Consider the following 20,747-nt stretch of genomic DNA (forward strand, 5'->3'; position numbering starts at 1 on the left):
GGCGAGCCTTATTCTGTGGTTATGGCCCGCACGATCTTGCCCTATTGTAGAGACATGCGCCGCGCACGGCTGTGACTGGCGTCACCTCTTACTATTGCCTATCGGTAGCCGGCTAGTCAAACGCCTTCATCTTATGACGAATGCCGGGATTCCAGACGGTGACCCGGTTGCGCCCCCCTTGCTTGGAATAATAAAGCGCTTCGTCGGCGTGCTGGATCAAATCGTTGGGTGAATCGGCATCGGGCATTAAAAACGCTACGCCAAAACTGCAGCTCACGTTTACCCCTTCTATTGGCTCGGCGGCAATTAACTCCCGACAGCGCTCAGCGATTTTTGCGCTTTGCTCGCTGTCGCTATCGGGCAGCAAAATACAAAACTCTTCGCCGCCGAACCGGGCCAGTAAATCGCCCTGACGCACTTGCTGGCGCACCCTCTCGGCCACTTGCTGGATGACCGTATCGCCCTGGCTATGGCCGTAGGTATCGTTAATGCGTTTAAAGTGGTCGATGTCTAACATAATGCAGCACAGTGGCGTGCGCTTGGTGGTGGCGGCGGTGAATAGTCGCTCTAATTGTTCGCGCAGAGCGCGGCGGTTAAGGCAATTGGTCAGCGCGTCGTGCGCGGCCATATGTTCCAGCTCGCGATTTTTTTCTTCAATGGCGCTCTGGCTGCGAGCCAACTCCACCAGCATTTGCTCCAGCTGTTGGTTTTTATGCTCCAGCTCCGAGACATCGTCAAAGCTGGCAATGACGCCTTGTGTTGCGCCTTTGCCATCCATAATCGGCACCGCATTAACATTAAAAACCGTGGTATTGCCATTGCCCTGCACCAGGGTTAATCGCTGCGCGACCACTTTGTCGCCGCTTTGCAGTGCCTGGCTCCAGGGCAGCTGTTCGCTTTGCCCCCGCCACTGCAGCTGCCCGGCTTTGCGGCCCAGCAGTTGTTTTTCCGACACGCCCAAACGCTGCAGTAAAATGGTATTTACCAACACAATATGCTCGCGCCGATCGAGAATAAACACGCCTTCGGCGAGTACGTTTAACGCGTTGCGCACCCTGGCTGGCACCACTGCGCTGGGATCAAGATGGCGCAGCGCACGGCCGATGAACAGGCGATAGCTGACAAAGCCCGCGAGCACAATAAAACCGCCCAGCAACACTGTGCGCGGCAAGCCCCAGTAGCTGGCATCGGCTTGTACCAATGGTTGATACACCAGCTGTAACTCTCCCACTTTTCGCTCCCCGAGGGTGAGAGGCACGTTGACGTATTCAGGCGTAGAGCGGCCATTAAAATCTGCAGGCCAAAGCGACTGATGCTGCGCCGTTACCACAAAAGGATCGCGATTACCGGTAGGGTAAACAGCGGCGGATTTTAGCTCGGGCGTGGCCTGCACTGCATGTTGCAATAACTGCTCTACCAGGGCGCGGTCCGAGCGCGAGTAACCCACCAGGGTTTGAAACGCCAGCGCCTGAGACAAATTTTGCCGCCCTTCAATTTGTTTTTGCTTCGCGTCTGGGGTTAAACCTAAGGCATCAGCAAATAACAATATGGATACCGTAAGTACCACCAAACCAAAACTTAAGCGCACTGCCGGCGTTATGTTAATCATGCTTAGCCCCGGGACTTGGCACTGCTGACTGATCGAATAGGTAACCCACTTCGCCCGCGCTGGCATCTTCGCGGCGGCGATCTTTTTTCTGGCGGGCCAAGAGTTTCTTTTTCTTTTCTATGTTTTCTAAAATCGGCAGCGGATCAACCCCGCGCCAAAGCGGCAGTACCGACATCAACGCAAACAGCAAGCTGCTTGCACGCAAAGCCCATAAAATTAATCCGGTGCCCAGTGACAAGGATACGGCGGCAATCATATTTTGCTGCTGTTGTTGTTCGCGATACACCTGCTCAATTTGCTGACGTGATTCGCTCAGCGCCTGGTTAAACTCGGCAATGTCACTGACACTTAAGTGGGTGTTTAAACCTGGCTCTAAACCAATAAGTGGTAGCTCCGCAGAGGCCGTCAAATCAGTTGCGCCGGGGCTTGTTTCTTCCGTCTGCGAATCACTGACAGCTCGGTCATCGGTACTTTGCTGGTAACTGAATAGGTCGTCGCTGGCAGGCAAGTCTGTGACGGTTACGGGCACATCTATTTCAAGCGCCGGTGTGGATTCCACTGTACCGGAAATACCCGGCACCACGGGTGCAGAAGGTTCGCTGGGCACAACTGTGTCGGGCTGTGGAGGTTCAACTACCACAGGAGCGCCCGGCTCTGGTTGTAACCTAATTGTATCGTCGTTATCACCCCTAGGAGGCGGGGTATTTGGGTCGGGCGGAGCCTGCTGCACGCCCACCACTAACGTATGTTCTACCCAGCTGCCCTGGCTATCGGTGGCGCGCAGAGTAATTTCCGTAACCCCTGGGGTATCGCCACTGCTAAGCTCCAACTGACCGGTTTCACTGTCTATGGCACTGATAACGGCAACCTGCGGGTAGCTATTTGCTACCACAGAGAAATTCAAATCAAAGCCATCTTCCTGATCAAAAAAACTGCCCCAAACGCTGTGCGGAATTTGATAGCGGCCGGTTTCGGTGGTTAGCAGCTGCAACGCCGTGTCGGTCACAACAGGCGCATCGTTTACAGCGCCAACATGCACGGTTAAGTGCGCCGTAATCGCCTGCCCGTTATTGTCCACCCCGGCAAACGATAGATCAGCGCGGCCAAATTCATTGGCGTTTAATGCAATTTGCAAGTTCCCTGTTGCAGAATCAAAGGCCAAACGCGAAAAAAGCTCGGGGGCCGAATTGTCATTAAGGCGAATATCGGAAACGCCTGCGGGAAATTTTTCTTGCAAAGCTGACAGCAGCGCATGATTGTATGCCGGCGCATCTTCTTGCAAGTAGACGTCGGCTAGGCGGGCAACCTGAGAGGTGGCGTCATCCACCGTCAGCAAAAAGCTGTCAGTGACCGAGTGCTCGCCGTCGGACGCGCTAACCTCGAGCGCGTAACGCCCGGCGCTGTCCAGAGGTGCTTGGCCACTTAATAATCCGGTATTCGAGTCAAATTGCAGCCAATCGGGTAGAGCATCACCGGCAGCCAAGCGCACAGTAAAGTGCAAAGTATCTGCATCGGGATCGGAGAAACTCTGCGCTATGTTGAGCTGGACAAAATCGCCCACCGATAGCTGTTGATCGGTAAGCGGCTGTTGCACAATGGGCGCCCGATTCGATGCAATAATATTCAGCACAAAGGAATCTTGCACCTGGCCCACGCCGTCGCTTGCCAGCACTGTAATGTTTAGCTCGCCCGCAGCGTCCTGAGGCGCCATGCCGGTAAATTCACCGCTCACCGCATCAAAAGTTAACCATGCTGGCAGTGCGCTGCCATCTGCCAATCGGGCACTATAGTGCAACACGTCACCATCTGCATCCACAAAGGTATCGCTAGGCAGACGAAAACTATACGCCTGACCAATTTCTGTTTGTTGATCGGCGAGCGGCGTTTTTAATTCGGGCACCTCATTGACATTGCGCACCTCCAAATTAAAACCGGTGGTTATCGACGCGCCCTGGGCATCACTGGCGCTAACGCTAAGGCTGTAATCACCCAGATCATCGTTGCCAGGTGTACCGCTAAAAGTGCGCGTAGCAGTATCAAAATCCAACCAATCTGGCAGCGCAGCGCCATCGCTGAGCGTCACTTGAAAAGCCAAGTCGTCACCATCGGGATCGAAAAACGCATCTGTCGGCAAAGTGTAATTAAAGTCGCTGCCTTGCAATATCAACTGATCAGGCAGCGGATAATTTAAGCCGGGCGCATCATTAATATTCAGAATTTGTAGCGCTAAATTGACACCAGCGACTCCTCCCTGACCGTCGTGTGCTTGAATTAAAATTTCTTCGCTGCCGACATCATTGTTTCTGGGAGTGCCAGAAAATACTCCGGTACTGCTATCAAACCTCAACCAGGCAGGCAGAGGATCGCCATTCGTTAAAATGGCGGTATAAGTTAGCGCATCGTTATCGCTATCGGTGAAAGTGCCCTGGGGAAGTTGATAAAACCACTGGCTGTCTTGGGTAGCGGTTTGCGCCGGCAGTGCATTAACTAAAACCGGCGCGTCATTCACATTGATGACATTGATAGAAAAGTAGTCAAAGCTGGTGGCACTGGCATCACTGGCCGCCAGGCGTAGGTCGAGCAAGCCCACATCGGCGTTGCCAGGCGTACCAGAGAGCGTGCGACTTGCCGCATCAAAATTCAACCAAGCGGGCAGTTGCTCGCCTGCAGCAGTTTCTAATGCATAGGTCAGAATTTCGCCATCGTCATCCGTAAAAGTATTGGCCGGAATCTGTAAATAAAAGTCCGCGTCCTGCTCCACCGTTTGGTCCGCTATGGGATTAACCACTCGCGGTCCATCGTTGGTATTATCAACGTGCAAAATAAAAGATGTGGTTGCCGATGCGCTTTGTGGGTCGGTGGCTGTCAGCTGAATCGCTACACTGCCAACATCTTCATTAGCGGGTGTGCCGCTAAAGGTTCTTGTATCTGCAGCAAACGTTAACCAGTTGGGCAGCGATCCACCCCCCACGAGCTGGACTTGCAACGCTAGTACATCGCCATCTTCATCGCTAAAGGTATCTGACGGCAGCTGAAAACTAAAGGCAGAATCTTCAGTGGCAAACTGCTCGCCAATGGGCCTCGTCAAGGATGGCCCGTCATTAATATTGCTGACGGTGAGAGTAAACGTTTGTGTGGCTGGCGTACCGCCATTGCCGTCACTGGCCTGCACGTCAATATCAATACGGCCAACATCTGCCTGCAAGGGCGTACCGCTAAAACTGCGAGTACTGGAGTCAAATTGTAGCCAAGCCGGCAGCACGCCGCCCGAGGATAATCTGGCGGTATAACTTAGAGTATCACCATCGCTATCGGTGAAAGTATTTGCGGCAAACTGAAAATAAAAATTCGCACCTTCATCCACAAACTGATCGGCAATGGCACTATTTGGTTCGGGATTATCGTTAAGATTATTCACCGTCAAGGTGAAGGTGTCCGACGCCGACGCACCACCACTGCCATCGCTGGCTTGCACCTGAATATTCAGGCTGCCCACATTCTCTTGCAACGGAGTACCACTGAAGGTACGTGTGGCCGCATCAAACAGTAGCCAGGAAGGTAGGGCTGCACCACCGACTAATTGAGCGCTGTAACTCAGAGTGTCGCCGTCTGCATCGAAAAACGTATTGAGCGGAACCTGCCAGCTGTAAGGTGAATCTTCGTTGATGGACTGATCCGGCAAGCTATTAGCCAGTTCTGGATTGTCGTTAACGTTATTGACCGTGAGGGTAAAACTATCGCGCGCATCTGTACCGCCGTTACTGTCACTGGCGCTAACCTCTATTTGCAACTCGCCCACATCTGCCTGCGAGGGTGTTCCACTAAAGGTACGGGTAGCGGCATCAAAATTAAGCCAGGTTGGCAGCGCCGCGCCTCCCACTAAGGCCGCTTGATAACTTAGGCTGTCCCCGTCTTCATCGCTAAAGGTTGCCGCCGAAAACTGCCAGCTAAACGGAGAATCTTCATGGGCGGTTTGATCAGACAAACTGCCTGTAAGCGCAGGATCATCATTTACATGACTCACCGTTAATACAAACGAGTCGGTTGCTTCAGACCCGCCATTGCCGTCACTGGCACTTACCTCTATCTGCAAACTGCCAGCATCCGCCTGTAAAGGTGTGCCGCTGAAGGTGCGGGTGCTTGCGTCAAAGCTCAACCAGCTTGGCAAAGCCCCGCCGCCGGCCAAACGAGCCGTGTAAACGAGCGTGTCATTGTCGTAATCGGTAAAGGTATTGGCTGCGAACTGATAGCTGAAAGCCACGTCTTCACTGGCGGTTTGATCCACAAGCGCATTGCTGAGCAGCGGATCATCATTGGTATCCACAACCTGTAATTGAAAGGTATCTGAAGCCGGTGTGCCGCCGTTACCATCGTCGGCGTAAACGGTGATATCAATGCTGCCTACATCGCTGGAGCCAGGCGTACCTGAAAACGTTCGTGTGGATTCATTAAACGTAAGCCATGCAGGTAACGCACCTCCGCCTGCAAGCTCAGCGGTATACGTAAGCGTATCCAGATCAGAGTCGCCAAAAGTGTTTTCGGTGAAGGTATAGCTAAAGGCTTCATTGTCATTGGCCGACTGGTCCACTAACGGAAATTCTAAGTGTGGGTCGTCGTTGGTATTGGCGATAACCAAATCAAACGATTCGTCGGTTTGCCCACCCTTGCCATCACTGGCGAATATGTCTATTTCCCAGGTAATGGAGTCACTCTCACCCGGCGTACCATAAAAACGACGCGCCGCAGCATCAAAATTTAACCACGGCGGAAGCGAGCTTCCGTCACTGAGCTTGGCTTCATAAAAAAGTGTATCGCCATCGGCGTCGGTAAAAGTGTCGGCGGCAAAAATAAATTCAAAGTATGAGTCTTCTGCCCCGGTTTGGTCGCTGATTGGTCGGTTTAAAACAGGTGCATTGTTGGCCGTATGGCTGACAGAAAACGCTAAATCTCTGCCTGCATCCGCCACTCCATTATGATTAAAGTACTGACCATTCGCGTAAACGTCTGTGTTGTGTATGCCGATATACACAAAAGGGTCTAAATCAGAGCCCGTTGCGCTGGCCTTGATATAGTAATCTTGACCGCGGTTTAGCTCTACGCTGCCAAAAGAGAACTCGACCCATTCTAAGGAGTCACTTAACGCATCTGAGGTTTGAGCTGTACTGGCGAGAATATCGCCGCTAATGCCATCGCGCAATTCCAATGTGATGGTTTGCGTTGTTTGATCTGCAGCAAAAGGGTTAATACGAAGTTGCACCGATACAGTATCAACATAATAGGTTGAGCTGCCATCGGTTTGAGAAAAGCTCTGGTAGACATCCTGCCCGTTCGCTAAGCCGGTGCTCTCTGCTGCAGGTGGTGTGGCTTCATGCACCTGATGGGTAGAATCCGGCTCGTTGGCTATCACAATGTTAAATTGATCTTGCGCTGCCGTACCCCCATTGCCATCGTCCGCTATCACGTTGATGGCAATCGTTCCTACATCTGAATCTGTTGGCGTACCGCTAAAGGTTCTACTATTGGCATCAAAGCTTAGCCAAGCAGGTAGACTGCCCCCATCTATGAGCTGCGCGCTATAAGTTAATAAATCGCCATCGTTATCCGTAAAGGTATCAGCAGCAAACTGAAAGTTAAAAGCATCGTTCTCGGTAGCGGCTTGATCGGCAATAGGGTCATTAACGGTGGGGGGGGAATTGGGCGCAGCGCCACCGACTTTAAAAATCAGATCCCAACCACTGGGATGGGCGCTAGAGCTGTTCTCTAATAGGGCTCCGTCACTGTACTGATCAACGTCTTGATAACGGACAAAGACACTGTCCGAATCCGTGCCATTCGTACTCACCCGGATAGTATAAGTTTGCGCGTCGGTCAGGGTAACTTCAGAAAATTCGAATGTTTGTTCTGCAAACCCAGTATCACTAATTTGACTCGAAGCGACGGTGCTACTCGCCAGTATCGCCCCTCCCCAGCTGTCAAGAAGTTCAACTGTTATAAGCTGACTGTCGGCCGCTGATAGGCGCTCGAGCACAAGTGAAATTTCGCTAACTTCATAACTACCATTGCCGCTGACATAGGAAAATGTTTGTCCTACATCGTAGCCAGTGTAAATATCAAATTCCCGGTTTCCGCCAGTCGTTTCCACAAACGTAGTTTCAGCCAAGGTGCTCTTCCACGCCTGCTGCGCAATCTGGTCGATAGCTATCTCACTTTCGATAAGACCGTGCCGGTACTCTAAATCCCAATCGCCCCCCAAGGTGCTGTGGCCAGTGGTATCCGCACTGGCGGCAATGTCGGCCCCGGTAAGGTCACCCCAACGCTGCAGCAAAAGCTCTCCCGTTGGGGTTTGCGCCAGATCGCAGCCGTAAAACAGAATATCGGCGTTCTCTGACAGCACCGAGCGCCACTGCTTTAACACCTCGGAATACTGCTCGATGGTGGCATCGTTAATCTGTGTATTGCCCAGGCTGATGGCTCCGGGAGTGGCATGGGAAATTACGTGAATACTGTCGATGCCCTGCGCCCCAGCTAGGGCCTCGCTCATTTGCACCAGACCATCGTCGGTACTTTGCAAAAATACAACGCGGGTATGCGAGTCTTGCCCCAGCTCTTGCAGCAAGGTCTCTGTGTCCGCCACGCGAGAATCGACAAAAACGAAACGGGTGAGATGCTCGGCAGTGCGGGTATCGGGGTTTATGGCATCATCGGCTGCACTGACACCGGGATAGACCTGCAGCAAATCCACCTCGGCGGCAAATTGCTGCAGCTGCGCCTGTTCCAGATCACCATCATCAAACAGCAAGGCGTCAGCCGTTGCCGAGAACAAAAGCCGCGGCTCTAAAGGTTCAATGATGGGCCGACGCTTACGCCGCGATCTGTCCGACATTCAGCTTTCCCCTCGGGAGTCTGGGTAACTGCGATCCTTCAGGTTGGCCCCACAGGGCCTGGCAGGGTTCCTAACAACAACTGTTGATTCTAGCGCCAAGCGTGACAGCCTAGTAGCCATCGGTTAGATCGTATCAGCGTTAAAACCAAAGATTTATAACCGAAAAATTACACCTCAGGAAAGGTCACGCTACAGCGCTGGCCGCTAGGAACGCTCTGCTCGGCATTGGCGATTTCCAGGCGGACCCCAAAGGTATTACTGGGGCCATCGATCATGCGGTCGACACGAGCCACCGCAACCCGATACCCCTGCGCCGGGCCTATGTCTGGCTGTACTAAGGCGCGGCTGCCCGGGTGAATTTTTCCAAACAGATTTGCCGGTGCGTACACCTCTACCAGCAGGGGGTTTAACTGCGACAACTGCAAAATAGGCTCGTTATCAATGTGTTCACCCGGCTCTTTGTAGCGCTCGGTGACTACCGCATCGATAGGGCTAACAATGGTATAGCGCTTCAGATTTTCCTGGGCACGCTTGTGCTCCAATTGCGCCTGGCGTTTGCGGTCTTTGGCCTGCTCCAGCCGCTGCAAAGCCAGCGCGTGTTCGGTTTTGGCCTTGTCCAGCTCGGCAAACGAGGCCACCTTTTGGCCGTACAAATCCTCCACGCGCTTGAGGGCACGCTCGGCAAACTCCAACGCCAGTTGCTGCGAGGAAATATCGCTTTCAACCTCGGCCTGTACCCGGCGTAAATCCACCGTAGCGGCTTCAAGCCCAGACTCCAGCCGCGCCAGCACATCGCCAGCGGCAACGACATCGTTTTTCTCGACCAAGACTTCCGCAATCACACCTTCAACGGCGGTGCTCATTTCCACCTGAGTAAAGGGTTCGATGCGACAATCCAGCGTCACCCCCTGCTGGGCATATGCCCCAAGCGGCAGGCAAGCCGTCAGTAAAATGGCTGATAAAGCGCGGGTAATGGAATTCATTTGGCTGTGCATACGGTTGTACTTCGCGGTTTCTTATAATGTGTATCGGCAGCTCGGGCAGCGCCTTTATAACTGTGATACTTATCACAAAATCAGTTTAGCACAGGCATGAAATGGCTGGGCGTTATTTATACAGCTGACGGATAAATAGCTGATGCAGCTGGCGATACCAGCGCTTTATCAGCGGTTCGGGAGGATGGATGAATTTGACGTAAGCGCGCTGACCATAGTGAACCTGGCCATCGGGTTTAGGAATTTGAATGTCCAGCAAAAATATTTGCTGCTGTGTTTGCAGGCCTCTGGCGTCATCGCTTTTAACCGCCAAACGCCCTCCACCAGCGGCGCCCAGCGCAGCACTGGGCAATTGATAGCCCACCGCGGGTAGCTGAGACAACCTCTTGCCGGGCAGCACCGACTCCCTATTGCCCGCCAAGCGTACATCAATATTAACAGCGGCCTTTTGCACCAGCCCGGCTTGCTCTTGAGTGAGCGCAGTGCGCACCCGCAAATCACGCCGCGAACTCAGGCCCGAGGTGTCTACGTAGGCCAGCAAGTCGCCACGCTCTAGGTACCGGCCGGGCAAAATATCCGGGCTGGCCCAATACACCGTGCCGTCCGCAGGGCTTGCCACCTGTAGCTGCTCGACTTGCTGTTGTAAATCCGCAAGCTCCGCCCGCAGTACGGCTAAGTCTTCGCGCAGCAGGGCGGCACGCGGCCGGTCACTGCTAAAAAATTGTTCCGCCCGCAGCTGGTATTCCTGCACTTGCGCGCGCTTAACCGCCAGCTGCGAGCGTAACTGGGGATTGTGCAGCTCAAGCAAGCGCTGCCCCGCCGCGACCGTTTGACCATCGCTGACCGCCATGTGCGCGACCTGGCCCGCAGCGCCTGCGCGCAGGCGGCTGTCCTCTGGGAGCCAAATGACCCCGTCCACACGAGTACTCAGCGGCACAGGCACCACCGAGGTGAATAACGCCACCGCGATTAAAAACAGTGCCGTAACGGCGCCTATGCGGCGGCGCTCAGAGCTGTTTTCGGTATGGCCGAACAGCTGATAAAAGTAACGCACCAACGGCCAAAACAGTTGCAGGCTCAGCACCCACACAGCCAACAACAGCGCCAATGGCAAAGACACCCGGGCCAACAGCATAAAAATAAAGCCGAAGATCACAAACCGATACGCGGTGGCCGCCAGGCCATACGCCGTTAACCAGCAGGCGCCTACAGCGGTGCGTGCCTCGCCCTGGCAGGCAGTCAAACCATACCCATAACGCTCCAGTAAATAGCGCAACTGGGCGCGGGCACGCGATGCCAGGTTGGGGGTTTCAAGCCAGTCGCACAGCAGGTGATAGCCATCAAACTTTAACAGCGGGTTGCCGTTAAACAGCAAGGTCGAGACGCTGCCGAGAATCACTATATTGAGCAGCAGCGCCTGTAAAAAAGCGTTTTCTACCGCCAGCCACAGCATAAACGCCAGCGCCGCCAGCAGCATTTCCAAAGCCATACCGGCAGCGCCTACCATCAGCCGCTGGGCTTTTGAGCTAAAACCAGTAGCGGCCGTGGCATCCACGTACGGCAGTGGAACGCCCACTACAAACACTACCCCGCACTCGTACACATTGCCGCCAAAGGCTTTGGTAAACAAACCGTGGGATAGCTCGTGAAGAATTTTCATGGCCGGGTAGGTCAACCACAACAACAGCAAGTTGGTGGGGCTGAGTAAATCGCTAAAGCTAACGGCCGCCACACGGGGCCAATGCACCACAGCCAAGGCCAACGCCAGTCCCACCACCACCAGCCACAGCACGCCAACCCAGGGCTTGGCCAGCTCCAGCGCTAAAGGCTGCAAGCGATCGAGCAAAGCGTTGGGGTTACCCAGGCGGATTCGCCAGGTGAGCGGGTTTGCCCACATCCGTCGCCACCCGGCGCGACGGCTTTGCTGGCGCCGGGCGAACAGCGCCTGGGTGCTGGGGGGCATATCGCAGATTAATAAATCGGCCACCTGCAGATACTGCAGAAGCTCCAGTAAATCTTCAGCGTCGGGTAAATCGTCTGCTCCGCTGTGGCTCAGTCCTTGGCGCGCCACATGCAAAATTTGCGGCAGGGTGCGCTCGCCATTCATGGCACCCAACAACTCGTAGGCGGAGGCCGTCAGGCGATGAAAACGGGCGCCGGCTTTATCGTGTAAAACGTAGTAAAGCTCGCCGCGATAGTTCCGTGGCGTCAGCTCGGCGTGGCTGGCCAGTTGCGGCTTGAGGTTTTGTAACTGCTGCCACAGGGGACTGCGCTGAAGATCACTGTCGGCCATTTCTACCACAAGTTCACTCGCAGCCAATCGATGCCATCGCCGAATAAAATCCAGCCGATACTGGCACGGCCAACCCGCACCTTCGCGGTGCCCGTCATGCCAGGTAGCAATCGGTCAACCGGGCCGGGCAAAGCGCACTCAACGCGAAATACATTGCGCCCTTCACGCACCTCGCTAACCGGGGTAATGCGCTCCACCGAGAGAGGAATCTGGCGGTCGGGCAAGCTGGACAACACCAGCGACCCGCTTTGACCTTTGCTCAGGCGGTTGATGTGCCGCTCGTCAATATAGGCAATCACCCGATAAGCACGGGTAGAGGAAATCTCGAATAACACCTCACCGCGCTCTAAAGGCTTGCCCACGCTCTGGCGAATATCGTCAGAGACCACCACACCGCCAATGGGCGCACGAATTTGCGCACGCAACAGCTGCTGCTCCAAGAGCGCCAGCTTAGCCTCGGCCTGATCGACCTCGGCGGCAATCACGGCGGCCTGAGCACGCTCGGAGCTTGCCAGAGCGTTGTTGTACCTTTGCTGCAGCTGCTGCAATTCGGCCAGCAATTGGCGCCGCTCAAGGCGCAATTCGCGCTCTTGCATTTGTGCCAGCAGCTGTCCCTGCTTCACCGCATCCCCCGGGCCGACCAACACTTGCTCCAAATAGCCCTGGTCTGTGGCCACCACCAGGTTTTTCTCTTCGCCCTGCAGTAACGCATCGCCACTGATGCGATAGGGCACCGGTATGAGCGCAATGGCTAACACCAGCGCCGCTATTGCCGCCATGCGCAGGGCGCGTTTGCGCGCTGAAGATGTACGTAAAGTGATTGTCTCTCGGCTTTTGGCGCGCTCGGCGCTGGCGCGCAAACTTAACAACCGACCCACCGGGCGCAGTCGTTCTTGGCATTGGTTAAGTTGCGTCTTTACGACCTCAGCATCCACCGCCCCGGTCCATTGCAAAACCAACACCGCTACGGGCTCACGCCCTTGCCACAGCAAACAACTGGCCAGGGCACTGGCGCCAGTGTGTTGGCCAACATCAGCAAGATAAGGCAAGTCGGCTGAGGGCTCGCCCGAGATAAGCCAAGCGTCCCGGCGCCTTAGCAGGGCTTCATCCATCGCGCGGCGCAGGGTTTCGTTCACCTGGGTGCGCGGGTCAAAACTCGCACTGTGAGACAAAGCCTGAACCTTCACCCGGCGCCCGTCACTTAACCCCAGCGCTGCCTGGCTACAGTCCAGTTCAAACGACAGCTGATTGACCAGAGTAAGGCAGGCTTCTTCAAGAGAATGTTCGTTGAGCAAACGCAACACTAAATCAGGGTCGGCACCCTCGGCTTCATCCACCTCAATCGCGTATTGCAACCAGGGTTCGGCCAATTTGAAGCGCTTGCTACACACACTCAGGTGCTGGCGATCACGGCTATTGAGGCGCAACACCAGAGCCCAGCTCGTACTAGCACCGCAGGGGAGAGCCATTAACATATCGGAATCGCCGTGCGGTTGCAGCGCCATGCGCTGTGTACTCAGCGCCCGCGCCGCCAGCGAATGAAACTCATCATCCATCGGCGCATTGGCGGGCCAAATGACGGGGCGACGCGCGCTGTCGGCGCAATGCAGTACCCCTAACTCAACCTCGTGGTTGGCCTGACAAAACCTTTGAAGCCATAACTGAGCGCAATTGGATACGGACATAACAATATTATTATTCGCCTGCGGCTAAACCACTACTGTAATGCACTTTGCCCTTGCGGGTAATCACTACCGCATCAAAGCCAGACAGTCGATTGATAAGTGTCAGCCCTTTTTCCACACCCAGCACAAATACGCTGGTGGACAGGGCGTCGGTATCAAAACCCTCGGGGCCGATAATACTAACGCTGGCCAGCTCACCAGCACTTTTACCACTTTGCGGGTTGATGATGTGGTGCACCCACTCACCCTTGTCATCGATAAAATAGCGCTCGTAATCGCCCGAGGTGGAAATAGCGGCGTCCGTTAAAGGCAAGGTAATGGCTACACCATCGCCGCCACGGGGTTTTTTAATGCCTACCATCCAGGGGCGGCCGCGCCGGTCGCCCAGCACCCGGCTGTCGCCACCGGCGCTGACACTGGCGTGCTCGACCCCGTTTTTTCGCAGCAGCTCGATGGCCTGATCCACCGCATAGCCTTTGGCGATACCGCCTAAATCCACGTACACCGCCGGATGACGGTAGTAAACCGTGTGCGCCTCGGTATCCAGAACGACGTGTTTGTAATCGATGGCCGGTAGCAGCTCGGCACGCTGCTCGGCACTGGGCTGCTCGCCTTTGCGGTAATCGTAATAGCGCGCGAGCGACGCATAGGTAATATCGAACGCGCCTTCGGTAAGCTCACCGTAAAACAACGCTTTGTCTAGCAAGCGCGTCATTTCGCCGCTAATGGCCCAGGGGTTGGCGGCATCGGCCACAGCGGCTTCGCGGTTCATTAGCGACAGATCACTTTGGGTTTTGTAGGGGCTGTACTGATCGTCAATACGGCGCATCTGTGTGAGCACCTGGGCAGCCAGGGTTTCGCCTTGCGTCAGGTTCTCGTGCCACAGGGTAACCGTCACTTGGGTGCCCATTATCTCGGCCTGACGGTAAATCCATTCAGCCCGCACGACAGTGCTCAGTAGTGGCAGCACTAGCCACAAAATAATCAGTATTAACGGTCTCATGAGTAAGGCTCCGACGCAGGTGGAGCTATCTTAGCGGAGCCTTGGGTGCCTAAGCTACCGGCTCGGTGTTTGTGTCTTTCAGCAGCTCGAGAAAACAGGCGGGTTTGTGCAAGCCATAGCCCTGGGCGGCGTCGACGCCCATGGTTTTTAGTACCTGCAGGCTCGCGTCGTTTTCGACAAACTCGGCAATGGTGTACTTGCCCAACGTTTGCCCCACTTCGTTAATCGCGCGCACCATAGCCAAATCGGTTTTGTCCGCGACGATATCGCGCACAAATACGCCGTCTATTTTTAAAGTATCGACCGGCAAACGCCGCAAGTAGCTAAACGACGACAGCCCAGTGCCAAAATCATCCAACGCGAAGCTGCAGCCGATTTTGCCCAGACTTTCCATCAGCGCGATAGCATCCAGCAAATTATTGACCGCCGCAGTCTCGGTAATTTCAAAACAGATTTTCTCTGGCGGCACGGCGTAGCGCTGAAAACACTCGGCCACGTAGGTGTAAAAATCTGGTTGATCCAAAGACACGCCCGACAAATTGATATGGCATTTATACAGGCGCTGCACATGCAGTGGGTGAGCCGCCAATAGCGAAAGAGTTTTATCAATTACCCAGCGATCAATTTGATTGGCCACGCCAAATCTCTCGGCGGCGGGCAAAAAAGCCGAGGGCGGAACCACCTTTCCCGTCTCGTCTTTTAAGCGCACCAGCACCTCGTAGGAAATACTGTCGTCCTGTTGCTGGATAGGTATAATTTTTTGCGCATCGAGAAACAGTCGGTCGGAGTTCATCGCATCGCGGATGCGCCCCAGCCAGTTCATTTCGCCCTCGCGCTGACGCTGATGCTGATCGTCATCGCGCGACACATACACCCGGTTGCGCCCTTTTTCTTTCGCGAGATAACAGGCAATATCCGCCGCCCGCATAATCGATTCGGTATCTTTATCATTGGCGGATATCGACACCACCCCCACACTGCAACTGATGTTGTAACTGTTGCCGTCCCAGGCGAAGTGAAACTCTTCGAGCGCTGCGCGCAGTTTTTCGGTAATGCGCCCCGCCACATCCAAAGGGCAGTTTTCTAAAATCATGGCAAACTCGTCGCCCCCCAGGCGGGCGAGCATATCGCAATCGCGCAGCTCGCGGCGAAATACATCCACCACCTGTTGCAACAAGCGGTCGCCGGCAAAATGGCCGGAGGTGTCATTCACCACTTTAAACTGATCCAGGTCGATAAAGCACAGCGAGTGCTGTGTCGACTCAGCGCGCGCCCGTTTCAGTGAATCGGTGAGGCGCCGTTCAAAAGCGCGACGGTTGTACAAGCCTGTAAGGGCATCGTGGGTGGCCTGAAAACTCAACTCTTTAGACAGACGTCGCGATTCGGAAATATCCTCGACAATCACCACGCTCTCGCGGGCGTCGTGCGCGCGCGAATAAGTCAATCTGGCCCATAGCACTCGATTTTGCGAGCGCATTAAACGCTGCTCGACCGTAAAGCGCGACAATTCCCCCTGCGCCAGAGCGTCGCGCTGGGATTTATCCAGACTCCAATCTTCCGGATGAATAAGATTCTGCAAACTGTGGCCTTTTAAATCTGGGCTCTCGCGATGCAGAATCTCGGCAATAGCGGGGTTGGCGCGGGTGATTACCCCCTTATTATCGAGATGTAAAATGCCGACCGCAGCCTGTTCAAAAATTGCCTGAAACTGACGCTGCGCGCCCTGCAGCAAATTCACCAAGCGCCAGATAAGCCAGCTGGCAAGCAGGGCAAAAACAATAAAAAAGATAATGCTGGCCAGCGTTAGTGTTTCGGTCAGCCAGCGGCTGGTGTCGGTCATTACCCGACGAAAATCGGCCGCCAGTTGTTGTAACTCGATGTTGGTTTGATTGAGATTTTGATCCAACTGCTGCAGGTACTGGTCGTCGGTGGGGTTTTGCCAGTGGCCTTCCAGCTGATCGGCGATGTCAGTGAGAGTGAGAATGTACCGATCTGAATCGCGCCAGACAGAAAAGGCTCGCTGCAGAGCGCCCAGCTCACCAAAATCTTCGTACAGCCAGACCATCAGTGCGACATCGTCGGGGTGATTGCCACCGCGCACAAAAGCCTGGGTGATTTGATCGCCGGGGGCCTGCGCCTCCATATACAAACGACCTTCGCGATCGGACAGAGGTATCACCAAGTACTCGCGCGCGCGCAGCAAATCGGCTTCATCGCCGTATTGGGCGTAGCGGCTTAAACTGTGCACTGCGCCTATCTGTGCCTGGTTCCAAACACTTAGACCACTTAAATAGGCGCTGGCTGCAGCCTGCAATTGCACCATGTTAACCGTAAGGCTGGTAGCCAAACCCAACAACGCCACCAGGCCCGCCACCAAGAGGGTCACCTTAAAAGGGTAAGTTAAGTTTGGCTGCGAACTATCCTTGGCCATGGTCCTTGCTTAGTTCGATGTAAGATTCAGAGCTCATTGGTTACTCAGTTAAGCAGTCTTGCATTAAAATTTCCATTTTAGTGGAACCTTGATTTACAGCTTCCCCTACCGCTTCGAGAGGAAGGAAACAACCATTATCTGCCCTGCCCACTTACAAAACACCTTACGCAGAAGCGATACAATTGACAAGTTAGCACCGACCAGCAGCGAAAACTCCCAAGCTAAAGCCACCACTTGCCTCTTGCGGTTACTTTCACGAACATTCAAACCATAGCCTACCGCTCCTGCTTTAGGTCAAAACGTCTCATCGCGCCGGCAGCCAAATCGATACTTCAGCCAATGTATAGCTTATAGCTCTTGCTTCGATATACAGACCCACGGCGGAGCCAGATCGATGATGGCAGGGCCCTAAACAGATGCCGAATTTCTTCTTCGTTGTAGCGGGGCAGGATCACGAACAAGAAGGCTGCATCCTGGTTAGAGCATCGTTTAACTCGGCGCTAGCAGATACGCCGACTGTTATTTAACTCTCTTTATCCGCAACAGATATGACCCGGCATCACACATCCACTGTGTAATCTAGGCCAGAAAAAGTAACCCATCATTCCTAACAGGCCAACAAGCCCTTGTCGATCGTATTCTCATGCCTTTTACAGTCTATTTTTTCCCTCGCTCTTTTACCAAACGCACATAGCTGTACCAGCAAAATACTACGGTGCCTATAAACAACGCATAAAACACACTCGATAGAGTCAGCGCAATTTCTAACGAACCGGGAGCTTCATTGATAAAAGCCATCGTACCTAAAGATAGGTCCGCTAGTGCTTCCAGCTCGGCGACAAAGCCTTTAACCACATCGCCATTAAATCGTATAAGCCGGGCAGTAAAAAAGGAAAAATCAATATATAGAAAAGTAATTATAATTAGAAAACCGGCATTTAAATGTCGTATAGCTAATTGTGCTATCGCCAGTAGACCGAACGTGATACTGACCCAAAACTGAAGAATATTCCAACTTCGATTGATGTATTCACTGGCCAGATACACATACTCGTACTCCTGCATAAATCTATTCACTCCCTTCGTAAAAACTGACTACAGCACTGAATCGGATAGCCGATTAGCTCGCTATTTATATCGGTCAACACAGCAATAACGTAGCCGCCCGTGGAAGCTTAGGGTGGTAACGATCGCTTACAAATTTATCAAGCACTCGCACAATATAGCGCGCTTAAAATTATGTTAGGACACCCAATTAACTGTGAGTTTTCGGCTAATGATTAATGGCACGATCGGCAACTTTCGCAGAAGGTTTAGCCAAGGGGCGCTTTCTCAACTTTCTGCAATATTCACATAGATCTCACAAAACGGACCGCAATGGTTTCATTCCTATAACTTCAAGCCTTAACGAGAATTAGAAAGCCCGGCGATACCGGGCTTGGAGAGCTTACAAGTACTTAATGTAAAATCTTTCGATATCGCTGTTGAACTTAAACGGCGCTCTATCAAAGTAGGCCATAGAGACGGGGGAATAGCTGTCCATACCTACATCGAAGGAATCGTTTGCGGTAAACGCAAGCGCCGCGGTTCTGGGAACCTTCGTGCTTGCCACTTCTTTACCGTTAATCGATATAGAAATGTTCGCCTCGCCGCGCACTTTAGGAATTAAGGTTTTCACCTGAATATTGACTTTGCCTTGCGGCAGTTTTTCGTCAATGACCAGCGAGGTTCGCTCAATTTCAAAAAGGTTGTATTCGTAATTGAGTTTGCCTTTATCAAGCCATAACGACACACCGCCAGAGAAAGCGCCCAGGGCGTAGAGAACACCTTCGGAATCTTTGTTTAAGTTTACGTCTATATCCACCAGGTTACTGCGCGAGCCCACTTTAGGCCCGGCAAATTCAGGCACGCCGGTAACGTCTTGGGTATAGTGAAACTCGGTAGCGGGATTGCTTGGCGCAGATTGCGGGCTCCAGATAATAGACCACAAGCCGCCGCCAATGGGGTAGACGTTATTGGCCTTGGCTTCTTTATCAAACAGCTTTTGCATTTGCTGCAGTTTTTTCGGGTTTTTCGCGGCTAAATCATTAGCCTGGGAAAAGTCTTCCTGCAAGTTATAAAGCTGCCAAGTGTCGTTTTCAGGTGTCCACTTTAATGCTTCTGGTGAAATTCCCGGCACCCATGGCACGCGAGGCCCCCAGGCGGAGGCAAACCAGCCGTCGGCGTAAATGCCTCGATCCCCCATCACCTCAAAGTACTGCGCTTTTTTCTGGCCTTTGGCGTCTGCCTTATCGAAGGTGTACGCCATGCTGATACCATCCATGGGCTGCTGTGATACGCCATCCACCAACTTGGGCGGTTCAATGCCAATCACGTCGTAAATCGTGGGGACGATGTCGTTAACGTGGTGAAATTGCGCACGGGGTTTGTTATCAGGCTTGATGTGCCCGGGCCAAGACACCACCAAGGGGGTGCGGGTGCCGCCAAAGTGCGAGGCATTTAGCTTAGTGCCCTGAAACGGGGTTGACCCGGCCCAGGCCCAACCGGCGTGGTACATATTGTCGGTTTTGTTGCTGCCCAAAACATCCAAACCGCCCAGCTCATTTAGGGCCTTGATGTGATCTTTAATTTCCGTGGCGATACCATTTTGCGCTAACAGCTCGCTGATAGAGCCGTACTGGCCCTCCGAGCTGGAGCCGTTGTCGCCCCAGATATAAAATATTAACGTGTTTTCGCGCAGGCCCAGTTTTTCAACTTCGTCCACTAACTTGCCAGCGTGAACATCGGCGTGCTCAGTGTAGCCCGCAAACACTTCCATTAGACGGCGCTGAAACGCGCGCTCATCTTCCGGAATGCTATCCCACGCGGCCATGGTATCGGCCCTTGGGGTTAGCTGGGTATTTTCAGGTATCCAACCCAGCTCTTTTTGTTGCGCAAAAATGTCTTTGCGCAGTTCATCCCAGCCTTCATCAAACTGGCCTTTGTACTTGTCTGCCCACTCTTTAAAAATATGGTGCGGACCGTGGGATGCACCGGGTGCCCAGTACATTAAAAAGGGTTTGTCGGGCTGTAAGGCTGTATGGTTGCGCAGCCAGGATATAGCCTTGTCGGTCATATCTTCGGTGAAGTGGTAGCCCTCTTCGTGTACCGCAGGTAAACGCACGGTGTTTTCAACAATCGCTGGCTCCCACTGAGACGATTCACCCGCTAAGAAGCCGTAAAAATAGTCAAAGCCTACCAGCCGGCCCGTGGGCCAGCGCTCGTAGGGGCCCTGGCTGGTGGTCTGCTCGGCTGGGGTGTTGTGCCATTTGCCAAAGGCCGAAGTGGCATAACCGTAATACCCCAACACTTTCGCCACCGAGGCGGTTGTCGCGGGCCAGTGGCCGCTATAACCATCCCAATCATTAGCCAGTTCGGCAATTTGGCCAAAGCCTGAGCGGTGATGATTGCGCCCGGTTAACACCGATGCCCGGGTAGGAGAACACATGGCCGCATTGTGAAAGCTGTTGTAGGCAATACCTTCATTGGCTAGACGGCTCACGGTAGGGGTATTGATTGGCCCACCAAAGGTACTGGGCAAAGCGGGGCCCACATCATCGAGCATGATGATGAGAATATTTGGTGAGTTGTCGGGTAAATGTTGTTTCGGTTTTTGCGGGGAGTAAACAGAATCGGCAATGGTGGGGCCGGCTTTACTGCCCGAAGGGGTGGGCGAAAATGGCAGAGACTCTTGGGCGACTGCGGTCCCGCCAAACATTAACAATGCCGCCAGGCAGGCGGTGCGTCTGAGTTTTTGTAACATCGTCCTTCTCCTTGTTAGCTATGCCTGCCACGTAAGTACCCTGCAG

At 53.7% G+C, this 20,747-nt stretch carries 9 protein-coding genes; all 9 read right to left on the reverse strand.

Going from position 1 to position 20,747, the window contains the following annotated elements; genetic code table 11:
* Positions 1–112: 112 nt before the first annotated feature.
* The gene (locus NHM04_RS10650) at positions 113–1,609 is read right to left on the reverse strand and encodes a diguanylate cyclase (protein ID WP_254263776.1); all 1,497 of its coding nucleotides are present in this window, start codon (positions 1,607–1,609) and stop codon (positions 113–115) included.
* On the reverse strand, positions 1,602–8,492 hold the full coding sequence (locus NHM04_RS10655) for a putative Ig domain-containing protein (RefSeq protein ID WP_254263777.1): 6,891 nt from the start codon (positions 8,490–8,492) through the stop codon (positions 1,602–1,604). Before NHM04_RS10655 ends, NHM04_RS10650 begins: the two co-directional genes overlap by 8 nt.
* 167 nt (positions 8,493–8,659) lie before the next feature.
* Positions 8,660–9,475, reverse strand: coding sequence for an efflux RND transporter periplasmic adaptor subunit (locus NHM04_RS10660; RefSeq protein ID WP_254263778.1), 816 nt, complete (start codon positions 9,473–9,475; stop codon positions 8,660–8,662).
* A gap of 124 nt (positions 9,476–9,599) precedes the next feature.
* Positions 9,600–11,807, reverse strand: a complete 2,208-nt coding sequence (locus tag NHM04_RS10665; RefSeq protein WP_254263779.1) for a biotin/lipoyl-binding protein — start codon at positions 11,805–11,807, stop codon at positions 9,600–9,602.
* On the reverse strand, positions 11,783–13,465 hold the full coding sequence (locus tag NHM04_RS10670) for an efflux RND transporter periplasmic adaptor subunit (RefSeq protein WP_254263780.1): 1,683 nt from the start codon (positions 13,463–13,465) through the stop codon (positions 11,783–11,785). The genes NHM04_RS10665 and NHM04_RS10670 overlap by 25 nt, the downstream gene beginning before the upstream one ends.
* A 10-nt stretch (positions 13,466–13,475) precedes the next feature.
* Positions 13,476–14,468, reverse strand: coding sequence for an FAD:protein FMN transferase (locus NHM04_RS10675; RefSeq protein ID WP_254263781.1), 993 nt, complete (start codon positions 14,466–14,468; stop codon positions 13,476–13,478).
* A gap of 49 nt (positions 14,469–14,517) precedes the next feature.
* The gene (locus NHM04_RS10680) at positions 14,518–16,899 is read right to left on the reverse strand and encodes a bifunctional diguanylate cyclase/phosphodiesterase (protein WP_254263782.1); all 2,382 of its coding nucleotides are present in this window, start codon (positions 16,897–16,899) and stop codon (positions 14,518–14,520) included.
* Positions 16,900–17,556: 657 nt separating this feature from the next.
* Complete coding sequence (locus NHM04_RS10685; RefSeq protein ID WP_254263783.1) at positions 17,557–17,964, reverse strand: hypothetical protein; 408 nt, start codon at positions 17,962–17,964, stop codon at positions 17,557–17,559.
* 382 nt (positions 17,965–18,346) lie between these two features.
* Positions 18,347–20,701, reverse strand: coding sequence for an arylsulfatase (locus NHM04_RS10690; RefSeq protein WP_254263784.1), 2,355 nt, complete (start codon positions 20,699–20,701; stop codon positions 18,347–18,349).
* Between the last annotated feature and the right edge of the window lie 46 nt (positions 20,702–20,747).

It is taken from the genome of Gilvimarinus sp. DA14 (genome assembly GCF_024204685.1).
Lineage (GTDB): Bacteria > Pseudomonadota > Gammaproteobacteria > Pseudomonadales > Cellvibrionaceae > Gilvimarinus.

What these genes read in the sequence shown, in the direction of transcription:
- NHM04_RS10650 (WP_254263776.1), bottom strand. Translation starts at nt 1,609, where the DNA reads ATGATTAACATAACGCCGGCAGTGCGCTTAAGTTTTGGTTTGGTGGTA.
- NHM04_RS10655 (WP_254263777.1), bottom strand. Translation starts at nt 8,492, where the DNA reads ATGTCGGACAGATCGCGGCGTAAGCGTCGGCCCATCATTGAACCTTTA.
- NHM04_RS10660 (WP_254263778.1), bottom strand. Translation starts at nt 9,475, where the DNA reads ATGAATTCCATTACCCGCGCTTTATCAGCCATTTTACTGACGGCTTGC.
- NHM04_RS10670 (WP_254263780.1), bottom strand. Translation starts at nt 13,465, where the DNA reads ATGTCCGTATCCAATTGCGCTCAGTTATGGCTTCAAAGGTTTTGTCAG.
- NHM04_RS10675 (WP_254263781.1), bottom strand. Translation starts at nt 14,468, where the DNA reads ATGAGACCGTTAATACTGATTATTTTGTGGCTAGTGCTGCCACTACTG.
- NHM04_RS10680 (WP_254263782.1), bottom strand. Translation starts at nt 16,899, where the DNA reads ATGGCCAAGGATAGTTCGCAGCCAAACTTAACTTACCCTTTTAAGGTG.
- NHM04_RS10685 (WP_254263783.1), bottom strand. Translation starts at nt 17,964, where the DNA reads ATGCAGGAGTACGAGTATGTGTATCTGGCCAGTGAATACATCAATCGA.
- NHM04_RS10690 (WP_254263784.1), bottom strand. Translation starts at nt 20,701, where the DNA reads ATGTTACAAAAACTCAGACGCACCGCCTGCCTGGCGGCATTGTTAATG.